Source organism: Aureimonas sp. AU4, assembly GCF_001463765.1.
In the GTDB taxonomy this organism is placed as follows: domain Bacteria; phylum Pseudomonadota; class Alphaproteobacteria; order Rhizobiales; family Rhizobiaceae; genus Aureimonas.
On record NZ_BBWK01000049.1, the window covers coordinates 32,531 to 48,101 of the forward strand.

Annotated in this window: 14 protein-coding genes; 10 read left to right on the forward strand and 4 right to left on the reverse strand. The window is 71.2% G+C overall.

The features are described 5' to 3' along the window. The first annotated feature begins 30 nt into the window (after positions 1-30). From AUL35_RS14845 to uxuA, 5 genes are all read left to right on the forward strand, one after another. Positions 31-1,035 (forward strand): ABC transporter substrate-binding protein, encoded by a 1,005-nt coding sequence (locus AUL35_RS14845; RefSeq protein WP_062016103.1) that lies wholly within the window; start codon positions 31-33, stop codon positions 1,033-1,035. A gap of 102 nt (positions 1,036-1,137) precedes the next feature. Next, on the forward strand, positions 1,138-2,211 hold the full coding sequence (locus tag AUL35_RS14850) for a ribose ABC transporter (protein WP_062016105.1): 1,074 nt from the start codon (positions 1,138-1,140) through the stop codon (positions 2,209-2,211). Continuing rightward, positions 2,204-2,992 (forward strand): ATP-binding cassette domain-containing protein, encoded by a 789-nt coding sequence (locus AUL35_RS14855; RefSeq protein ID WP_062016107.1) that lies wholly within the window; start codon positions 2,204-2,206, stop codon positions 2,990-2,992. Before AUL35_RS14850 ends, AUL35_RS14855 begins: the two co-directional genes overlap by 8 nt. A gap of 26 nt (positions 2,993-3,018) precedes the next feature. After that, the gene (locus tag AUL35_RS14860; RefSeq protein WP_062016109.1) at positions 3,019-3,792 is read left to right on the forward strand and encodes an SDR family NAD(P)-dependent oxidoreductase; all 774 of its coding nucleotides are present in this window, start codon (positions 3,019-3,021) and stop codon (positions 3,790-3,792) included. Between the two features lie 27 nt (positions 3,793-3,819). Next, positions 3,820-5,004 (forward strand): mannonate dehydratase, encoded by a 1,185-nt coding sequence (gene uxuA / locus AUL35_RS14865; protein WP_062016110.1) that lies wholly within the window; start codon positions 3,820-3,822, stop codon positions 5,002-5,004. A gap of 7 nt (positions 5,005-5,011) precedes the next feature. On the opposite strand, the gene AUL35_RS14870 is transcribed toward uxuA, so the two are convergent. Continuing rightward, positions 5,012-6,226, reverse strand: coding sequence for a multidrug effflux MFS transporter (locus AUL35_RS14870; RefSeq protein WP_062016112.1), 1,215 nt, complete (start codon positions 6,224-6,226; stop codon positions 5,012-5,014). A 345-nt stretch (positions 6,227-6,571) separates the two neighbouring features. Between AUL35_RS14870 and AUL35_RS14875 the strand changes: the two genes are divergently transcribed. Both AUL35_RS14875 and AUL35_RS14880 read left to right on the forward strand, forming a co-directional pair. Then, a complete protein-coding gene (locus AUL35_RS14875) occupies positions 6,572-8,980 on the forward strand; it encodes an EAL domain-containing protein (RefSeq protein ID WP_062016114.1) in 2,409 nt (802 codons plus the stop codon). 82 nt (positions 8,981-9,062) lie between these two features. Then, positions 9,063-9,341: a hypothetical protein gene (locus AUL35_RS14880; protein WP_062016116.1), complete on the forward strand. Its 279-nt coding sequence runs from the start codon at positions 9,063-9,065 to the stop codon at positions 9,339-9,341. An 18-nt stretch (positions 9,342-9,359) separates the two neighbouring features. Here AUL35_RS14880 and AUL35_RS14885 read toward each other — a convergent pair whose 3' ends face one another. Then, complete coding sequence (locus AUL35_RS14885; RefSeq protein WP_156418012.1) at positions 9,360-9,851, reverse strand: hypothetical protein; 492 nt, start codon at positions 9,849-9,851, stop codon at positions 9,360-9,362. Positions 9,852-10,240: 389 nt separating this feature from the next. On the opposite strand from AUL35_RS14885, the gene paoA reads away from it, so the two are divergent. Genes paoA through paoC form a run of 3 tightly spaced genes read left to right on the forward strand, consistent with a single transcriptional unit; the run spans position 10,241 to position 14,059 of the window. Continuing rightward, positions 10,241-10,888 (forward strand): aldehyde dehydrogenase iron-sulfur subunit PaoA, encoded by a 648-nt coding sequence (gene paoA / locus AUL35_RS14890; RefSeq protein WP_082666350.1) that lies wholly within the window; start codon positions 10,241-10,243, stop codon positions 10,886-10,888. Further along, a complete protein-coding gene (locus AUL35_RS14895; protein ID WP_062016120.1) occupies positions 10,885-11,835 on the forward strand; it encodes a xanthine dehydrogenase family protein subunit M in 951 nt (316 codons plus the stop codon). Before paoA ends, AUL35_RS14895 begins: the two co-directional genes overlap by 4 nt. Positions 11,836-11,839: 4 nt before the next feature. Beyond that, entirely contained in the window at positions 11,840-14,059 is a 2,220-nt protein-coding gene (paoC, locus tag AUL35_RS14900) for an aldehyde oxidoreductase molybdenum-binding subunit PaoC (protein ID WP_062016122.1), read from the forward strand. Positions 14,060-14,101: 42 nt separating this feature from the next. On the opposite strand, the gene AUL35_RS14905 is transcribed toward paoC, so the two are convergent. Together AUL35_RS14905 and AUL35_RS21680 are read right to left on the reverse strand one after the other, a co-directional pair. Then, a complete protein-coding gene (locus AUL35_RS14905) occupies positions 14,102-14,491 on the reverse strand; it encodes a four-helix bundle copper-binding protein (RefSeq protein ID WP_062016123.1) in 390 nt (129 codons plus the stop codon). Positions 14,492-14,600: 109 nt separating this feature from the next. Then, a partial coding sequence (locus AUL35_RS21680; RefSeq protein WP_156418013.1) for a DUF2778 domain-containing protein occupies positions 14,601-15,571 on the reverse strand: 971 nt, incomplete at its 5' end.

The following is a 15,571-nucleotide window of genomic DNA, read 5'->3' on the forward strand; positions in this document are numbered from 1 at the left end:
GGGGCCGCCCGTCTCTGGGAGGAGAAGCTGATGCTGCGCCGTTCGATTCTGAAGACCGTGGCCATGCTCGCGCTGGGAAGCGCGATCGGCCTGACCACCGCCGTGGCCCCCGGCCACGCGCAGGACAAGAAGCGCTACACGGTGGCGCTGATCCCGGGCCTGACCACGGATGCCTTCTACATCACCATGCGCAAGGGCGCGCAGGCCGCCGCCGACGCGCTGGGCGTCGACCTCGTCTTCCAGGGCGCGCCGGAGTTCAACCCGGTCGTGCAGGTGCCCGTCCTCGACGCCACGATCGCCCGCAAGCCCGACGCGATCCTGATCGCCCCCACCGACAAGACCCAGCTCGTCGAGCCGCTGCGCAAAGCCAAGGACGCCGGCATCGCGGTGATCACGGTGGACACGTTCATCGGCACCGGCCAGTACCAGACGGGCGCGGGCGACGCCGACTTCCCGCTCGCCTACATCGCCTCCGACAACGTGCTCGGCGGTCGCATGGCCGCGCGGGCGCTTGCCAAGGCCATCGGCGAGGGCGGCGGCAAGGTCTACGTCTCCAACGTCAAGCCCGGCATCTCGACCACCGACCAGCGCGAGCAGGGCTTCAAGGACGAGATGCGCGAGAACTTCCCCGCCATCACCGTCCTCGACACGCAGTTCAACGAGAACGACGCCAACCGCGCGGCGAGCCAGCTCCAGGCGGTCTACGCCCGCAACTCCGACCTCAAGGGCGTGTTCGGCGCCAATCTCTTCTCGGCGATCGGCGCGGGCAACGGCGTCCAGCAGGCGGGCCAGACCGGCAAGGTCAAGGTCATCGCCTTCGACGCGCCCGGCTCGATCGTCGACAACATCCAGTCCGGCCTCGTGGACGCCGCGATCGCCCAGCACCCGGCCGAGATCGGCTACTACGGCGTCGTGTCGGCCTACGCCCACCTTACGGGCCAGTCGATCCCGGTCTCGATCGGCACCGGCTTCACTGTGATCGACAAGGGCAACGTCACAAACCCCGACGTCGCCAAGTACGTCTACTCGGACTAGCGCGCGGTCGCCCGGCTTCCCGCCTGAGCGCCGGAAGCCGGCTCACCCACGTTCCTCCCCTCGATCCACGGGACGCGGCCGTCGGGCTGCGCGGGTATTCTCATGACCATCAGCCCGAGCGGGACGCAGGCCGCGGCCGCCGTCCCGACCAACGGACGGCCCGAGGCCGACCACGCCGACCGCACCAAGACCTGGCTCCAGCGGATCGCGGACCTTCGCGCCTGGCTGTTCCTTGCCGCGCTCGTCCTCGGCTTCGAGGTCTGGGCGCGCTCCGAGTTCGGCGGGACGTTCATCCTGAACTCGTTCAACATCCAGTCCATCCTGATCTTCGCGGTGGCCCCGCTCCTGCTCGCGACCGGCCAGACCTTCGTGATCATCTCGGGCGGCATCGACCTGTCGATGGGCTTCATCATGGGCCTGGCGGCGGTGGTGGCCGCGCACGCCATCAACTGGGCGACGCCCGCGCTCGGCCTGCCGCTCGGCGTTCTGTTCGGCGCACTGGTCGCGGTGCTGGTCGCCACCATTCCCGGCACGATCAACGGGCTTCTCGTGTCGCGCCTGCGCGTTCCCCCCTTCATCGGCACGCTCGGCATGTTCGGCGTGGCGCGGGGCGTCGCCTTCCTGCTGGCCGGCGGCACCACGGTTCCGGTGAGCAACAGCTTCTTTGCCCAGATCGGCAACGGGCGCCTCCTGAACGTTCCGATCCTCGTGATCGTCACGGCGTTCTTCGTCGTCGTGATGCACTACCTCCTCAGCCAGACGCGCTTCGGGCAGCACAACTACGCGATCGGCGCCAACGTCCAGGCGGCGCGCCGCTCGGGCATCGACATCAAGTGGCACTTGCTGCGCCTCTACATCCTGTCGGCGGCCTGCGCGGGTCTGGCGGGCGTGCTCTACTCCGCTCGCTTCAACGCGGGCGCAGCCCAGGCCGGCGAGCCGCTGCTCCTCGACTCGGTCGCGGCGGTGGTGATCGGCGGCGCCAGCCTCTTCGGCGGCTCGGGCACGATTCTCGGCACGGTGGCTGGCGCGCTGGTCATCGCGGTGATCCAGTACGGCCTCGTCTTCGTCAACGTCGAGCCCTTCTGGCAGTTCATCTCGGTGGGCGTCGTCATCATCATCTCGGTTCTGATCGACCAGGCGCAGCGCCGGTTCAGCGGAGGACGCGTCGATGAGTAACGCAGCGACAGTGGCGGCGCCGAGCCGTCCCCAGACCGCAGCCGGCGTGCCGATCCTCGAGGTCACCAACCTGTCCAAGCATTTCGGCGCGATCCGCGCGCTGAACGACTTCTCGCTCAAGATCCATCCGGGCGAGGTCGTGGCGCTGGCGGGCGACAACGGGGCCGGCAAGACCACCTTCATCAAGTCGATCTCCGGCGTCTTCCGCCCGACCTCGGGCGAAATCCGCCTGGAAGGCAAGCCCGTCTCCTTCGCGACGCCCCAGGAGGCGCGCGCCAGCGGCATCGAGACGATCTACCAGGACCTGGCGCTCGCCGATAACCTGTCGATCGGCGCCAACATCTTCCTCGGCCGCGAGCCGATGCGCCGCCGCTTCGGCTTCCTGCCGGTGCTGGACCGCCGCAAGATGGCGGAGGCCGCGCGCGAGACCATGGCGCTTCTCGACTTCCACGTCTCGCGCATGGACGCGCCGGTCTCGAACTTCTCGGGCGGCCAGCGCCAGGCGGTGGCGATCGGGCGCGCGGTCTACTGGAACGCGCGGCTCCTGATCATGGACGAGCCGACCGCCGCGCTCGGCGTTCCCGAGCAGCGCAAGGTCATCTCGCTGATCCACCAGCTGAAGGCCCAGGGGCGCGGCGTGATCTTCATCTCGCACAACCTGCAGGACATCTTCGCCGTGTCGGACCGCATCGTCGTCATGCGGCGCGGCGTCATGGCCGGCGAGCGCCGCATCAGCGACACCACCCATGACGAGGTGGTCAAGCTGATGGTAGGAGGCTGACGGGCGCACGAGGGGGACGCAGGAGCATGGGCGAGTTCACGGGCAAGGTCGCCCTCGTCACCGGCACGACCGGCATCGCCCGCGCGAGCGCGCTCCACCTGTCGCGCGAGGGCGCCGAGGTCACATGCCTCGGCATCGACGAGGCCGGCAACGCCGCGCTGGCCGAGGCCGATCCGACGCTGCACGTGCGCCACGCGGACGTCTCATCGCCGGCCGAGGTGGAAGCCGCCTTTGCGGAACTCGAGGCGCGCTCCGGCGGGCTCGACGTGATCGTCAACTCGGCCGCCGTCCATCCCTACGGTGATGCCGTCTCGACCGACCACGAGACCTTCATGCGGTGCCTGGCGGTCAATGTCGGTTCGATCCACCTGACCGCGCAGGCCGGCGTGCCGCTGATGCGCCGGCGCGGCGGCGGCGCGATCGTCAACCTGTCCAGCGTGCAAGGAGCGGCCTGCCAGCCGAATGTCGCGGCCTATGTCGCCTCCAAGGGCGCGATCCATGCGCTGACGCGCGCCATGGCGCTCGATTTTGCTCCCGACCGCATCCGCGTCGTGTCGGTCAGCCCCGGCTCGGTGCGCACGCCCATCCTGGAGCTCGCCGCCCGCACCTTCGACGGGCCGGACACCGACGTCGAGGCCGTGTTCCGCCGCTTCGGCGAGGCCCATCCGATCGGGCGCATCGGCGAGCCCGAGGAGATCGCGGCGCTGGTCGCCTTTCTCGCCTCCGAGCGCGCCGGCTTCATCACCGGCTCCGACCACCGCATCGACGGCGGGCTTCTGGCCGGCATCGGCGTGCGCTGAACACCATCAACCCAAGGAACACGTGAGATGCTGCAGAGCTGGCGCTGGTTCGGCCCCGAGGATCCCGTGACGCTCGACCATGTCCGGCAGGCCGGGGCGTCCGGCATCGTCACGGCGCTGCACCACATCTACGACGGCCGCGCCTGGACCGCGGACGACGTCGCCGAGCGGCGCGCCTTGATCGAGCGCGCCGGGCTGACCTGGTCGGTCTGCGAGTCGATCCCCGTCCACACCTCGATCAAGCTGCGCTCGGGGCCCTGGCGGCGGTATCTCGACAACTGGATCGAGAGCCTTCGCCAGCTCGGGCGCGGGGGCGTTCCCACCGTCTGCTACAACTTCATGCCCGTGGTGGACTGGACGCGCACCGACCTCCTGCACAAGCTGCCGACCACCGGCTACGCCCTGCGCTTCGACATGGCCGAGTTCGCGGCCTACGACGCGTTCGTGCTGCGGCGCCCGAACGCGGAGGAGAGCTACGACGAGGCGACGCTCCAGCGGGCGCGCGAGCGGCTCTGGGGCATGAGCGAGAGCGAGATCGCGACGCTCGAGCGCAACATCATCGCCGGCCTGCCGGGCGGCGAGGACAGCTACGACCGCGCCGGAATACAGCGCCGCATCGCCGAGTTCGACGACGTCGGCACCGGGGGCATGCGCGAGAACCTGGCCGCGTTCCTGCGCGAGGTGGCGCCGGTCGCGGAAGAGGTGGGCGTGCGGCTCGGCATCCATCCCGACGACCCGCCCTTCTCGCTGTTCGGCCTGCCGCGCGTCGTCTCCACCGCCGACGACCTTCGCGCCGTGCTCGCCGCCACCCCGTCGAGCAGTAACGGCCTCACCTTCTGCACGGGATCGCTCGGCTCGCGCCGCGACAACGACGTCGTCGCCATGGCCGCCGAGTTCGCCCCGCGCATCCACTTCACGCACCTGCGCAACGTCGCGGTGGAGGACGACCGGTCCTTCGACGAGAGCGAACACCTCGGCGGCGACGTCGACATGGTGTCGGTGATCGCGACGCTGCGCGCGGAGGAGCGGCGGCGCGAGCGCGAAGGATTGGCGGGCGCCGAGATCCCGATGCGGCCCGACCACGGGCACCTACTGGCCGACGACATCGAGAAGCAGACCAATCCCGGCTACTCGCTGATCGGCCGCCTCAAGGGCCTGGCCGAGCTGCGCGGCGTGATCGCGGCGGTGGACCGCTTCCAGCCCGCCGCCTGACCTCGGGTCAGGCCGGCTCCTCGCGCGGGGCGCCGGCGGCCGCGGGAACGCGGCGGAAGGCGAGAAGCCCGATCGCGGCGGCCAGCGTGCCGCACAGCGCGATCGCCGCCACCATGGGCAGCGGCGTGTTGTCGAAGAAGGGCGCCATCAGCGTGACCACGAGGCTGCCCGTCACCATCTGGATCGTGCCGGCGAGCGAGGAGGCGAGGCCCGCGACCTCGCCATGCTCCTCGATCGCCATCACGAAGGCGACCGGCATCACGAGGCCAAGCGCGGCATTGGCGCAAAACAGAAGCCCCATGATCACCGGCAGCGTGCCGAAGCCAGCCGCGACCAGCGCGAGAAGCAGGATCGACACGCCCGCGAAGGCGACGAGCGGCCAGCGCACCATGGCCATGACGCCGAAGCGCTGCGTGGCGGCGGCCGAGAGCTGGCTGGCCGCGAAGAAGCCGAGCGCGTTCACCGCGAAGGCCAGCGAGAAGCCCGTCTGCGAAAGGCCGAAATAGCCGGTGTAGACGAAGGCCGCCGCCGCGATGAAGACGAAGAAGCTGGCAAAGCCGAAGGCGCTCACGAAGCTGAGGCTCATGAAGACCGGGTCGGCGACGAGCACGCGGCAGCCCGACGCCATGGAGCGCAGGTTCACCGGCACGCGGTCGCGCCGGTCCAGCGTCTCGGGCAGCGCGAGAAGCGTGACGAGAAGGCTCATGATGCCGACCGCGACCAGCAGCGCGAAGATCACCCGCCAGCTGCCCGACAGGAGCGCGACGGAGCCCGCGAGCGGCGCCAGCATCGGCGAGACCGCGATCACCAGCATCATCATGGCCAGAAGCTTCGTCGCCTCGACGCCCGTGAAGCGGTCGCGCGCCACCGCGCGTGGCACGACGCCCACCGAGGCCGCGCCGATGCCCTGGACGAAGCGGCCTGCCAGCAGCCAGTCGAGGTCGGGCGCAAAGGCGCAGCCGATGCTGCCGGCGATGAAGAGGAGGATGCCCGCCACCAGCGGCGGCTTGCGCCCGAAGGCGTCGGCAAGCGGACCCCACAGGAACTGGCTGACGCCGAAGGCCAGGAGATAGAGCGTGATCGTCAGCTGCACGGCGGTCTCGGAAGCCCCCAGCGAGGCGCCGATCTGCGGCATGGCCGGCAGGTACATGTCGATCGAGAAGGGTCCGATCGCCGACAGGAGGCCGAGAACCAGAGCCGAGCGGAACAAGGTGGCGTGCATGGTCTGGTGTCCCCCTGGATCCCGTCGGCGCCGGCCGCGCCGGGTCCCTTTTAAGCCGGGGCGGCGCATGGAAGGCAAGGGGCGAGGCGGGAGGCCCGACGCCCGGTCCGGCCGGAGGCGACCCGCCGGCTCCTTCCCGGCGTCGACGTTAACCGGCGCGTCTCGGCGCCCTTCGGCGCAGGCGCAGTAACGCCAGGCATCCTTGGTCGGCTGATTGTCAGCCGGCCCAATATTTCGCCTTGCCGTTGAAGTCGCGATTTCAGCCGATACAGCGATTTGCCGCAGTCCCGTATCTCAAGGCGTTAACGCACCCCCTTCTATCAAGCGAGGCGGAAGGGACCCCCGATGAACGTGATTCTCAACTGCCTCGGTGTTCTCAACGACCCGGCGCTGCTGGCCCTGGCGGCCGCCGTGTGCACGCTCGGGGTCTACGGCTCCTTCTCGGTCGCACGCCATGCCGGGCGCTGCGAGGGGCAGGCGAGGCGCAAATGGGCGGTGCTCTCGCTGGTGACCGCCGGCAGCACGGCCTGGGCGACCCACATGGTGGCGCTGCTGGCCTTCCGGCCGGGCATGCAGTCCGGCTTCGAGCCCTTCACCACGGTTCTCTCCCTCGTCCTCGCGATCGCCGGCATCGGTCTCGGCCTCGTCCTGACGCTCGGGCGGCGCGAGCGCTGGCGGCGCTTTGCGGGCGGGGTGGTGATCGGCCTCGGCGTCACGGTTCTGCACTATGTCGGCCAGGCGGCCTACGTGGTGCGCGGGCATGTGGTCTGGGATCATGGGCTCGTCGCGACCACGATCCTTCTCAGCCTGCCCCTGTTCGGCCTGGCGACCCTTGCCTCGGTGGAGCGGCGGCGCGCGATCAACCTCACCGGCGCGCCGCTGCTCGTTCTGGCGATCGGGGTGCTGCATCTCGGCGGCATGGCGGCGCTGCGCCTCGAGTTCGACCCGCGCGTCGCCCTGCCCGCCTGGGCGGTCGCGCCCGAGCATCTCGCGCCGGTGGTCGCGGCGGTTTCCTTCGGCCTCGTCCTCGTGGCGATGACGGGGCTGCGCCTGACGCTCAGCGCGCGGCGCAAGCTGCGCACGGAGCGCCAGCGCCTGGGCGAGCTCGCCAACCTCGCGCTGGAGGGTCTGGCGATCTGCGAGGGCGAGCGGATCGTGGGGGCCAACGACAGCCTTTCGCGCCTTTCGGGCTACCCGCGCGAAAAGCTGGCGGCCATGACGCTCCAGGATCTGCTGCCCGGGGTCGACCTTGCGTCCCTGCCGGAGCGCGAGGAGGCCGACGCGGCCCTCGCCAGCGCCTCGGGCGCGCCGGTCCCGGTCCGCGTGCTTCGCAGCGACGTGCGGCTGGCGGGTCGGCCGCAGACCGTGGTCGCCTTCCGCGACCAGAGCGAGCGGCTGCGCAGCGAGGCGCGCATCCGGGCCCTCGCCTTCTGCGATCCGCTCACGGGCCTTGCCAACCGCACCCGCTTCCACGACGCGCTGGGCGAGCTCGCCGCCGCCAGCCGCGCGGGCGGCGCCTCCTTCTCGCTTCTCGTCCTCGACCTCGACGGCTTCAAGGGCGTCAACGACGCGGTCGGCCATGCGGGCGGCGACGAGGTCCTGCGCATCGTCGCCGCCCGGATGCGCGAGCTCGTGGGGCCGGACCGTCTTCTCGCCCGGCTGGGCGGCGACGAGTTCGCGCTCCTGATCGAGGGCGACGCCGACCCGCTGCGGGCCTGCGCCGTCGGGCGCGCGATCATCGAGGCGATCGAGGCGCCGATCACGGTCGGGCATCACGCCGCCCACATCTCGGCCAGCGTCGGCGTTATGGCCTCGCCGGCCCATCCCGCCGGCGTGGCCGACCTTCTCACCTGCGCCGATCTCGCGCTCTACGACGCCAAGGCGAACGGGCGCGCGCGGGTGCGCCTCTTCACGCCCGAGCTGCGGCGGGCCTCGGCGGAACGGCGCGGGGTCGCCGACGATCTCGAGACCGCCTGGGACGAACGGCATTTCGAGCTCTACTACCAGCCGCAGGTCCGCCTCGCCGACGGCCGGATCGTGGGCGCCGAGGCGCTGATCCGCTGGAACTTCCCGTATATGGGCGTTCTCGCGCCGGCCGCCTTCCTGTCGGTCCTGGAAGCGGGCCATCTGGCGGTGCCGGTGGGCGACTGGATCCTGCGGACCGCCTGCGCGGCCGCCGTGCGACTGCGCGGGGAGGGCGACCGCGATTTCCGCATCGGCGTGAACCTCTTCGCCGCGCAGCTGCGCCTGCCGGACTTCGTGGAGCGGGTCGAGGCGGCGCTCGAGGCCACCGGCCTGCCGGCCGGGGCGCTGGAGCTGGAGATCACCGAGAACATCGTCCTGCGCAACGAGCGCACGGTCGCCAGCCACCTGTCGCGCCTGCGCGCCATGGGCGTCGGCATCGCCTTCGACGACTTCGGAACCGGCTTCGCCTCCCTGACCATGCTCAAGCAGCTCGACATCACGCGCCTCAAGATCGACCGCTCCTTCGTGCGCGACATCGAGACCGACCGGAAGGATCAGGGCATCGTCGACGCCGTGGTGCGCATGGCCGAGGGCTGCGGACTGGAGGTCATCGCCGAGGGCATCGAGACCGCCGAGCAGGCCCGCTATCTCGCCGGGCGCCTCGCGGAGGGCCAGGGCTACCTCTTCGGCAAGCCGATGCCCTTCGAGGCGTTCCGCGCGCTCCACGCCAGCCAGCGGTCAGCGGAGGATACCGCGCCGGGCCGGGGCGGGCTCGCGATAGCGTGTTGAGCGGACACGGCCCGGCGGGCCTCGCCGAAGGGGTGCCCGGCCCCCATCTTGGCGCAAGACATCCCGCGACACGGAGCTTCCCATGGCCAGCGACGACCTCTTCTTCCTGCGCACCGGCGAGGAAACCAAGCCCTTCGTCCTCGTCACGCTCCAGGGCGAAGGATCCAGCGTGCGAGGCCGGGCGTCGCTGGTCGGCACGATGGAGGGCGAGGCGACCGGCGAACTCCCGGCGGCCGAGAGCGACCTTGCCGCAGCGCTGCGCGAGGCCAACGAATACGCGCTCCTGAACGGCCTCGACCTGCGCATCGACCTGAACGGCCGGGAGTGGCCCGAAGGCCTCGGCATCCTCGGCAACCGCTAGAGGCTCGCCGCAGCCTCTTCAGCGCAGCGCCTCGGCGTTGAACCAGATGCCCGCCATGTTGGACACCGTGAGCGAGTAGCGCGTGTTCCCCCGCGTCTCGGTCTGGGTGGTCTCGTTCTCGACGGCGGGGATGAGCTTGGCGAAGATGTCGCCCCGGTCGTCCTTGGACAGGCTCGGGTCGGCCGCCGCCATCACGAAGCCCCAGGTCGTGATCGCCGAGAAGATGCCGGAATTGTCGCCCGAGAAGACGAACACGACGCGGATGGCGCGGGCCGGCTCGCCGGGCGCGTCGGCCACCGCGACGAGGGTGACGCCCTTCCCTTCGTACCAGCACGAGTACTGGATAGCGGTCTCGCAGCGCTGGCGCTCGAAGCGGTTGGCAAGGCGCAGCTCGGCGGCGATGCGGTTCAGCTGCCCGTCGAGTTCGTCGGCGCGGAAGCCGAACGCCGCCGAGGCCGGCTGCGTGCCGAGCGCCATGGCTGCGAGCGCTCCCAAGCCCCATGCCCGCATCGCTTCCTCCAACGCCTCGCCGGTCAAGACCGCAGCTTAGGGCGTCCTCGCCCGCCCCGCCTCCCCCATGCTGTGCCCGGCGGGCGGATGCAAGCGCTGCGTGTCCATCGAGGCCGCGGTTCTTCCCGCCCTCCCCGCCCCGGCATTTTGCCGCATCACCCGGCCGCGCCTCCCGGCCGGCCGGGCTTTCGCGCCTTCCTCACGGGAAGGTGCTGCGGCCGGCGCCGGAAAGTTCGGCCCTTGGAATTGTTCTGATTCCAACCGCTTCCATTTGGCTGGCCTGAAGGGCTCGGTCCCGGCGGCGACGACGGATCGCCTCCCGAGGCGCCCTCCGGCCGTCCGCGACGGGCTGCCCGATCCGACACCCGCTCGAAAGGACCTCGGCGCCCATGGCCCATCCTCCCTTTCTCGACCTGAACCGGCGCGACTTCCTGGTCACCGCCTCGGCCTCGGCGACGCTTGCCGCCGTGCCCGCGACCGCCGCCCTCGCGCAGAATGCGGCCGAGGGCGCGCCGGCCGACGCCGTGCGCCTGCCCGTCAGCTTCACCGTGAACGGCGAGCGGCGCGAGCTGGAGCTCGACGCCCGCACCACGCTGCTCGACGCGCTGCGCGAGCACCTCAAGCTCACCGGCACCAAGAAGGGCTGCGACCACGGTCAGTGCGGCGCCTGCACGGTGATCGTGGGCGGCCGCCGCATGAACTCCTGCCTCAGCCTCGCGGTGATGCATCAGAACGACGAGATCACGACCATCGAGGGCCTCGGCAAGCCGGACGCGCTGCATCCGATGCAGGCCGCCTTCGTGCGTCACGACGGCTACCAGTGCGGCTACTGCACGCCGGGCCAGATCGTCTCGGCGGTGGCGGTGCTGGACGAGATCGGGGCCGGCATCCCAAGCCATGTCCAGGCCGACGTGGCGGCGCCGCCCGAGGCGAGCGAGACCGAGATGCGCGAGCGCATGAGCGGCAACATCTGCCGCTGCGGCGCCTATTCCAACATCGTCGAGGCGATGCGCGATGTCGCCGGGAGGCCGGCATGAAGTCCTTCACCTATGAGCGGGCCGAGACGCCGGCGGCAGCGGCCGCCGCGGTCGCCAACCGTCCGGGCGCCAAGTTCATCGCGGGCGGCACCAACCTCCTCGACCTCATGAAGCTCGAGATCGAGACGCCGACCCATCTCGTCGACGTCAACGGGCTCAAGCTCGACACGATCGAGGACACGGCGGACGGCGGCCTTCGGATCGGGGCGCTCGTGCGCAACACGGATCTTGCCGCCCATCCGCGCGTGCGCAGCGACTATGCCGTCCTGACGCGCGCGATCGTGGCGGGCGCGTCGGGCCAGCTGCGCAACCGCGCGACCACGGGCGGTAACCTCCTGCAGCGCACGCGCTGCCCCTATTTCTACGACACCAACATGCCCTGCAACAAGCGGGCGGCGGGCTCCGGCTGCTCGGCGATCGGCGGCTACTCGCGCCAGCTCGGGATCGTGGGCGTCAGCGATGCGTGCATCGCGACCTATCCCGGCGACATGGCGGTGGCGATGCGCGCGCTGCGGGCGACCGTCGAGACGGTGAAGGCGGACGGCGCGACGAGGACGATCCCGCTCGCCGACTTCCACCGACTGCCGGGCGACGACCCGACGCGCGACAACGTCCTGGAGCGGGGCGAGCTCATCACCGCCGTCACCCTGCCCCCGCCCGTCGGCGGCCGGCACTTCTACCAGAAGGTCCGCGACCGCGCGTCCTACGCCTATGCGCTGGTCTCGGTCGCCGCCATGATCCAGCCGGACGGTTCGGGTCAGATCGCGGTGGGCGGCGTCGCGCCGCGTCCCTGGGCGATGCCGGAGGCCGACGCGGCGCTGCGCGAGGGCTCGCAGGCCGCCGCCGCGATCCTCTTCGCGGACGCCCGTCCCACCGAGGAAAACCGCTTCAAGATCGCGCTGGCCGAGCGCGCGCTGGCCAGCGTCCTGTCCCAGGCGAGGAGCTGATCCGATGAAGTTCGACACCCCCGCCGGCACGAACCCGATCGACGCCGAGCGCGTCGTCGGCCAGCCGCTCGACCGCATCGACGGACGCTTCAAGGTGACGGGCACCGCCCCTTACGCCTACGAGCACCACGAGGTCGCGCCCGACACCGCCTACGGCTACGTGGTGGGCGCCGCGATCGCCAAGGGACGCATCAGGCGCATCGACGACGGCGAGACCCGCCGCGCCCCCGGCGTTCTGGCCATCGTCACGCACCGGAACGCGGGCGAGCTCGGGCAGGGCAAGCGCAACTACGCCAGGCTCCTCGGCGGCCCGGAGATCCAGCACTATCATCAGGCCGTGGCGCTGGTGGTGGCGCGCACCTTCGAGGAGGCGCGTGCCGCCGCCAATCTCCTGCGCATTGACTATGAAAAGGCCGACGGGAAGTTCGACCTAGAGGCGCTGGCCGCCGACGCCCCGCCGGTCGAGGGCTCCAGCGGCGAGGGCTCGGAGGCGCCGCCGGTCGGCGAGTACGGCAACTTCGAGGCCGGCTACGCTTCGGCCGAGGTCAAGCTCGACCAGCGCTACACGACGCCCGACGAGTCCCATTCCATGATGGAGCCGCACGCCTCGCTGGCGCGCTGGGACGGCGAAAAGCTCACGCTCTGGACCTCGAACCAGATGATCGACTGGGGCGTCACGGACCTCGCCGAGACGCTGAAGATCCCGAAGGAGAACGTTCGTCTCGTTTCGCCCTATATCGGCGGCGGCTTCGGCGGAAAGCTCTTCCTGCGCGCCGACGCCCTGCTGGCGGCCCTCGGCGCGCGCGAGGCGGGGCGTCCCGTGAAGGTGGCCCTCCAGCGCCCGCTCATCCCCAACAACACCGTGCACCGGCCCGCCACGATCCAGCGCATCCGCATCGGCGCCGACAGGGACGGCCGCATCCAGGCGATCGCCCACGACAGCACGTCCGGCAACCTGCCCGGCGGCAAGCCCGAGACGGCGGTCGCCCAGACCAAGGCCCTCTATGCCGGGGCCAACCGGATGACCGCGATGCGGCTCGCCGAGCTGGACCTGCCGGAGGGCAACGCCATGCGCGCGCCCGGCGAGGCGCCCGGCCTCATGGCGCTCGAGATCGCCATGGACGAGATGGCCGAGACGCTCGGGCTCGACCCGGTCGAGTTCCGCATCCTCAACGACACGCAGGAGGACCCCGAGAAGCCGGGCCGCCGCTTCTCGCAGCGCCAGCTCGTGGAATGCCTGCGGCAGGGCGCCGAGCGCTTCGGCTGGGCGGACCGCAACCGGACGCCAGGCGCCATGAGCGACGGGCGCTGGCTGGTCGGCCACGGCATGAGCGTCGGCTACCGCGACAGCCCGGTGATGACGTCGGGCGCGCGTGTGAGGCTGGGGACCGACGGCGTCGTGACGGTGGAGACCGACATGACCGACATCGGCACCGGCTCCTTCACGATCATCGCCCAGACCGCCGCCGAGATGATGGGCGTTCCGATCGAGCGCGTGGCCGTCTCGCTCGGCGACTCCGCGCATCCCGTCTCGTCGGGCTCGGGCGGGCAATGGGGCGCCAACTCCTCCACGGCCGGCGTCTATGCGGCCTGCGTGAAGCTGCGCGAGGCGGTGGCGGCCAAGCTCGGGCTGAACCCCTCCGACATCCGCTTCGAGGACGGGCAGGTCGTCTCGGGCGACCGGCGCGTGCCGCTCGCCGACGCCGCGCGCGAGGGCGAAATCGTGGCCGAGGACAAGATCGAGTTCGGCGATCTCGACAAGCAATATGCCCAGTCGACCTTCGCCGGCCACTTCGTGGAGCTCGGCGTCGACCGCTTCACGGGCGAGGTGCGGGTGCGCCGGATGCTGGCGGTCTGCGACGCGGGGCGCATCCTCAACCCCAAGACCGCGCGCTCCCAGGTGATCGGCGCCATGGTGATGGGCGTCGGCGGCGCGCTCTTCGAGGAGCTGGCCGTCGACACGCGGCACGGCTTCTTCGTCAACCACGACCTCGCGACCTACGAGGTGGCGGTCCATGCCGACATCCCGCACCAGGAGGTCGTGTTCCTGGACGACCCCGACCCGACCTCCTCGCCGATGAAGGCCAAGGGCTGCGGCGAGCTCGGCCTGTGCGGCGTCGGCGCGGCCATCGCCAACGCGGTCTACAACGCGACCGGCGTGCGCGTGCGCTCCTACCCGATCACGCCCGAGAAGCTGATCGACGGGCTGCCGCAGGTCGCCTGACATGGACCTGGCCGGGCGGAGACGATCCGCCCGGCTGGAACTTCAATGGATCGTGGCCAGCGCCTGGCGGCAGTCCTCGGCGCATTCGCGGCACATGGTGGCACAGAGCCGGCAATGCTCGTGGTCGTGCTTCCCGCACTCCTGCGCGCAGGTCTCGCAGGCCTGGATGCAGAGTCCGAGCTGGGCGCGCAGGATCGCGACGTTCTGCCCGGTGCGCCGCACCGCCAGATGCGAGGCCGACGCGCAGATGTCGGCGCAGTCGAGGCAGGTGCGCACGCACTGGCGCATGTCCATCGCCTCGGCAAGGCACGCATCGGCGCAGGAGGTGCAGAACAGCGAGCAGAGCATGGCGTGGCGCGCGGCCTTGGCCAGCGCCTCGTCGCGGTCGCCTCGGACGTCGGGGTGGAGGCTGATCATCTTTTCGATCGACATGGGACGGGTCTCGCGGGGCCAGGCGCGGCCGGCGGCGGATCGCCGACCTTCATGCGCCCAACGCCGCCCGCACCGATTGGCTCCCCGCCTCGACGAACGCGCGGCCTCGTCAGCCCGCCGAGCGGAACAGGCGGGCGAGCAGCGAGGGCTTGGGCCGCGAGGCGGCGTCCAGCTTCTCCACCACCACGAGGCGGCGGATCTCGCCCCGCTGGTAGGCGGCGAGGAAGCGCTTGTAGTCCTTGAACGAGACGCAGCCGTTGGAGTCGCCGCGAGGCCCGAGCATGTAGGTGTGGGCGAGAAGCCCGACGCGGTTGTAGACGTTGCGCTGGCCGCCCACGGGGTTCAGCCGCAGGGCCTGAACGCCGTGGAACAGGCTCTCGCGCATCGTCAGGTCGTAGGTGTGCGGCGGGGTCGGCCCGCGCATCTTCTCCCGCACGAAACGCACGTTGTCGCGCATGGTGCCGAGGCCCGAATGCGCCTCGAGACGCTCGCCGCTCGGCAGGTAAACGGTCGCCGCCGAGATGTCGTAGATCGCGGTGCCGCGCTCGGCGCGGGGCGCGGGACGGACCGGCGCGGCGGGCGCCGCCTCGACGTCGGGCGCGCTCAACGCACCGGCGTCGGGCCGCGCATAGGCGAGAACCGGCACGGCGTCGCGCTCGGGCGGCGCGGCGCGGCGCGCGACGAGCGGGTTGGCGGGCACGGACGCCTCGCCGGCCTCGTCGATCGCGGGCCGCGCGCTCGGCAGCGGCACCACGAGCGCCGCGACGTCGCCGTCCGACAGGGCCTCCTCGCGCGCCGCCTCGGCCGCGCGCGGCAGGGGAACGGCGGCCAGATCGCCGGGCGCGGCGTCCTCGGTCACCGGGTTGTCGTCCGCGGCCTCGGCGGCGGCGGCCTCGGCGATCTCGTCCTCCAGAACCGAGGGAATGGGAGCGAAGCGCGCGGCAAGGGCCGCGTCCGGCGCGTCCATGCGATGGGTCGCGGCCGGAGCGCGCACGCGCAGCCGGACGGGTTCGGCCGTGGCGTCGGCCGCAGTCTTGGCATGATGGAAGCGCGGGAAGCGGCGGTTGATCGCCTCGCGCG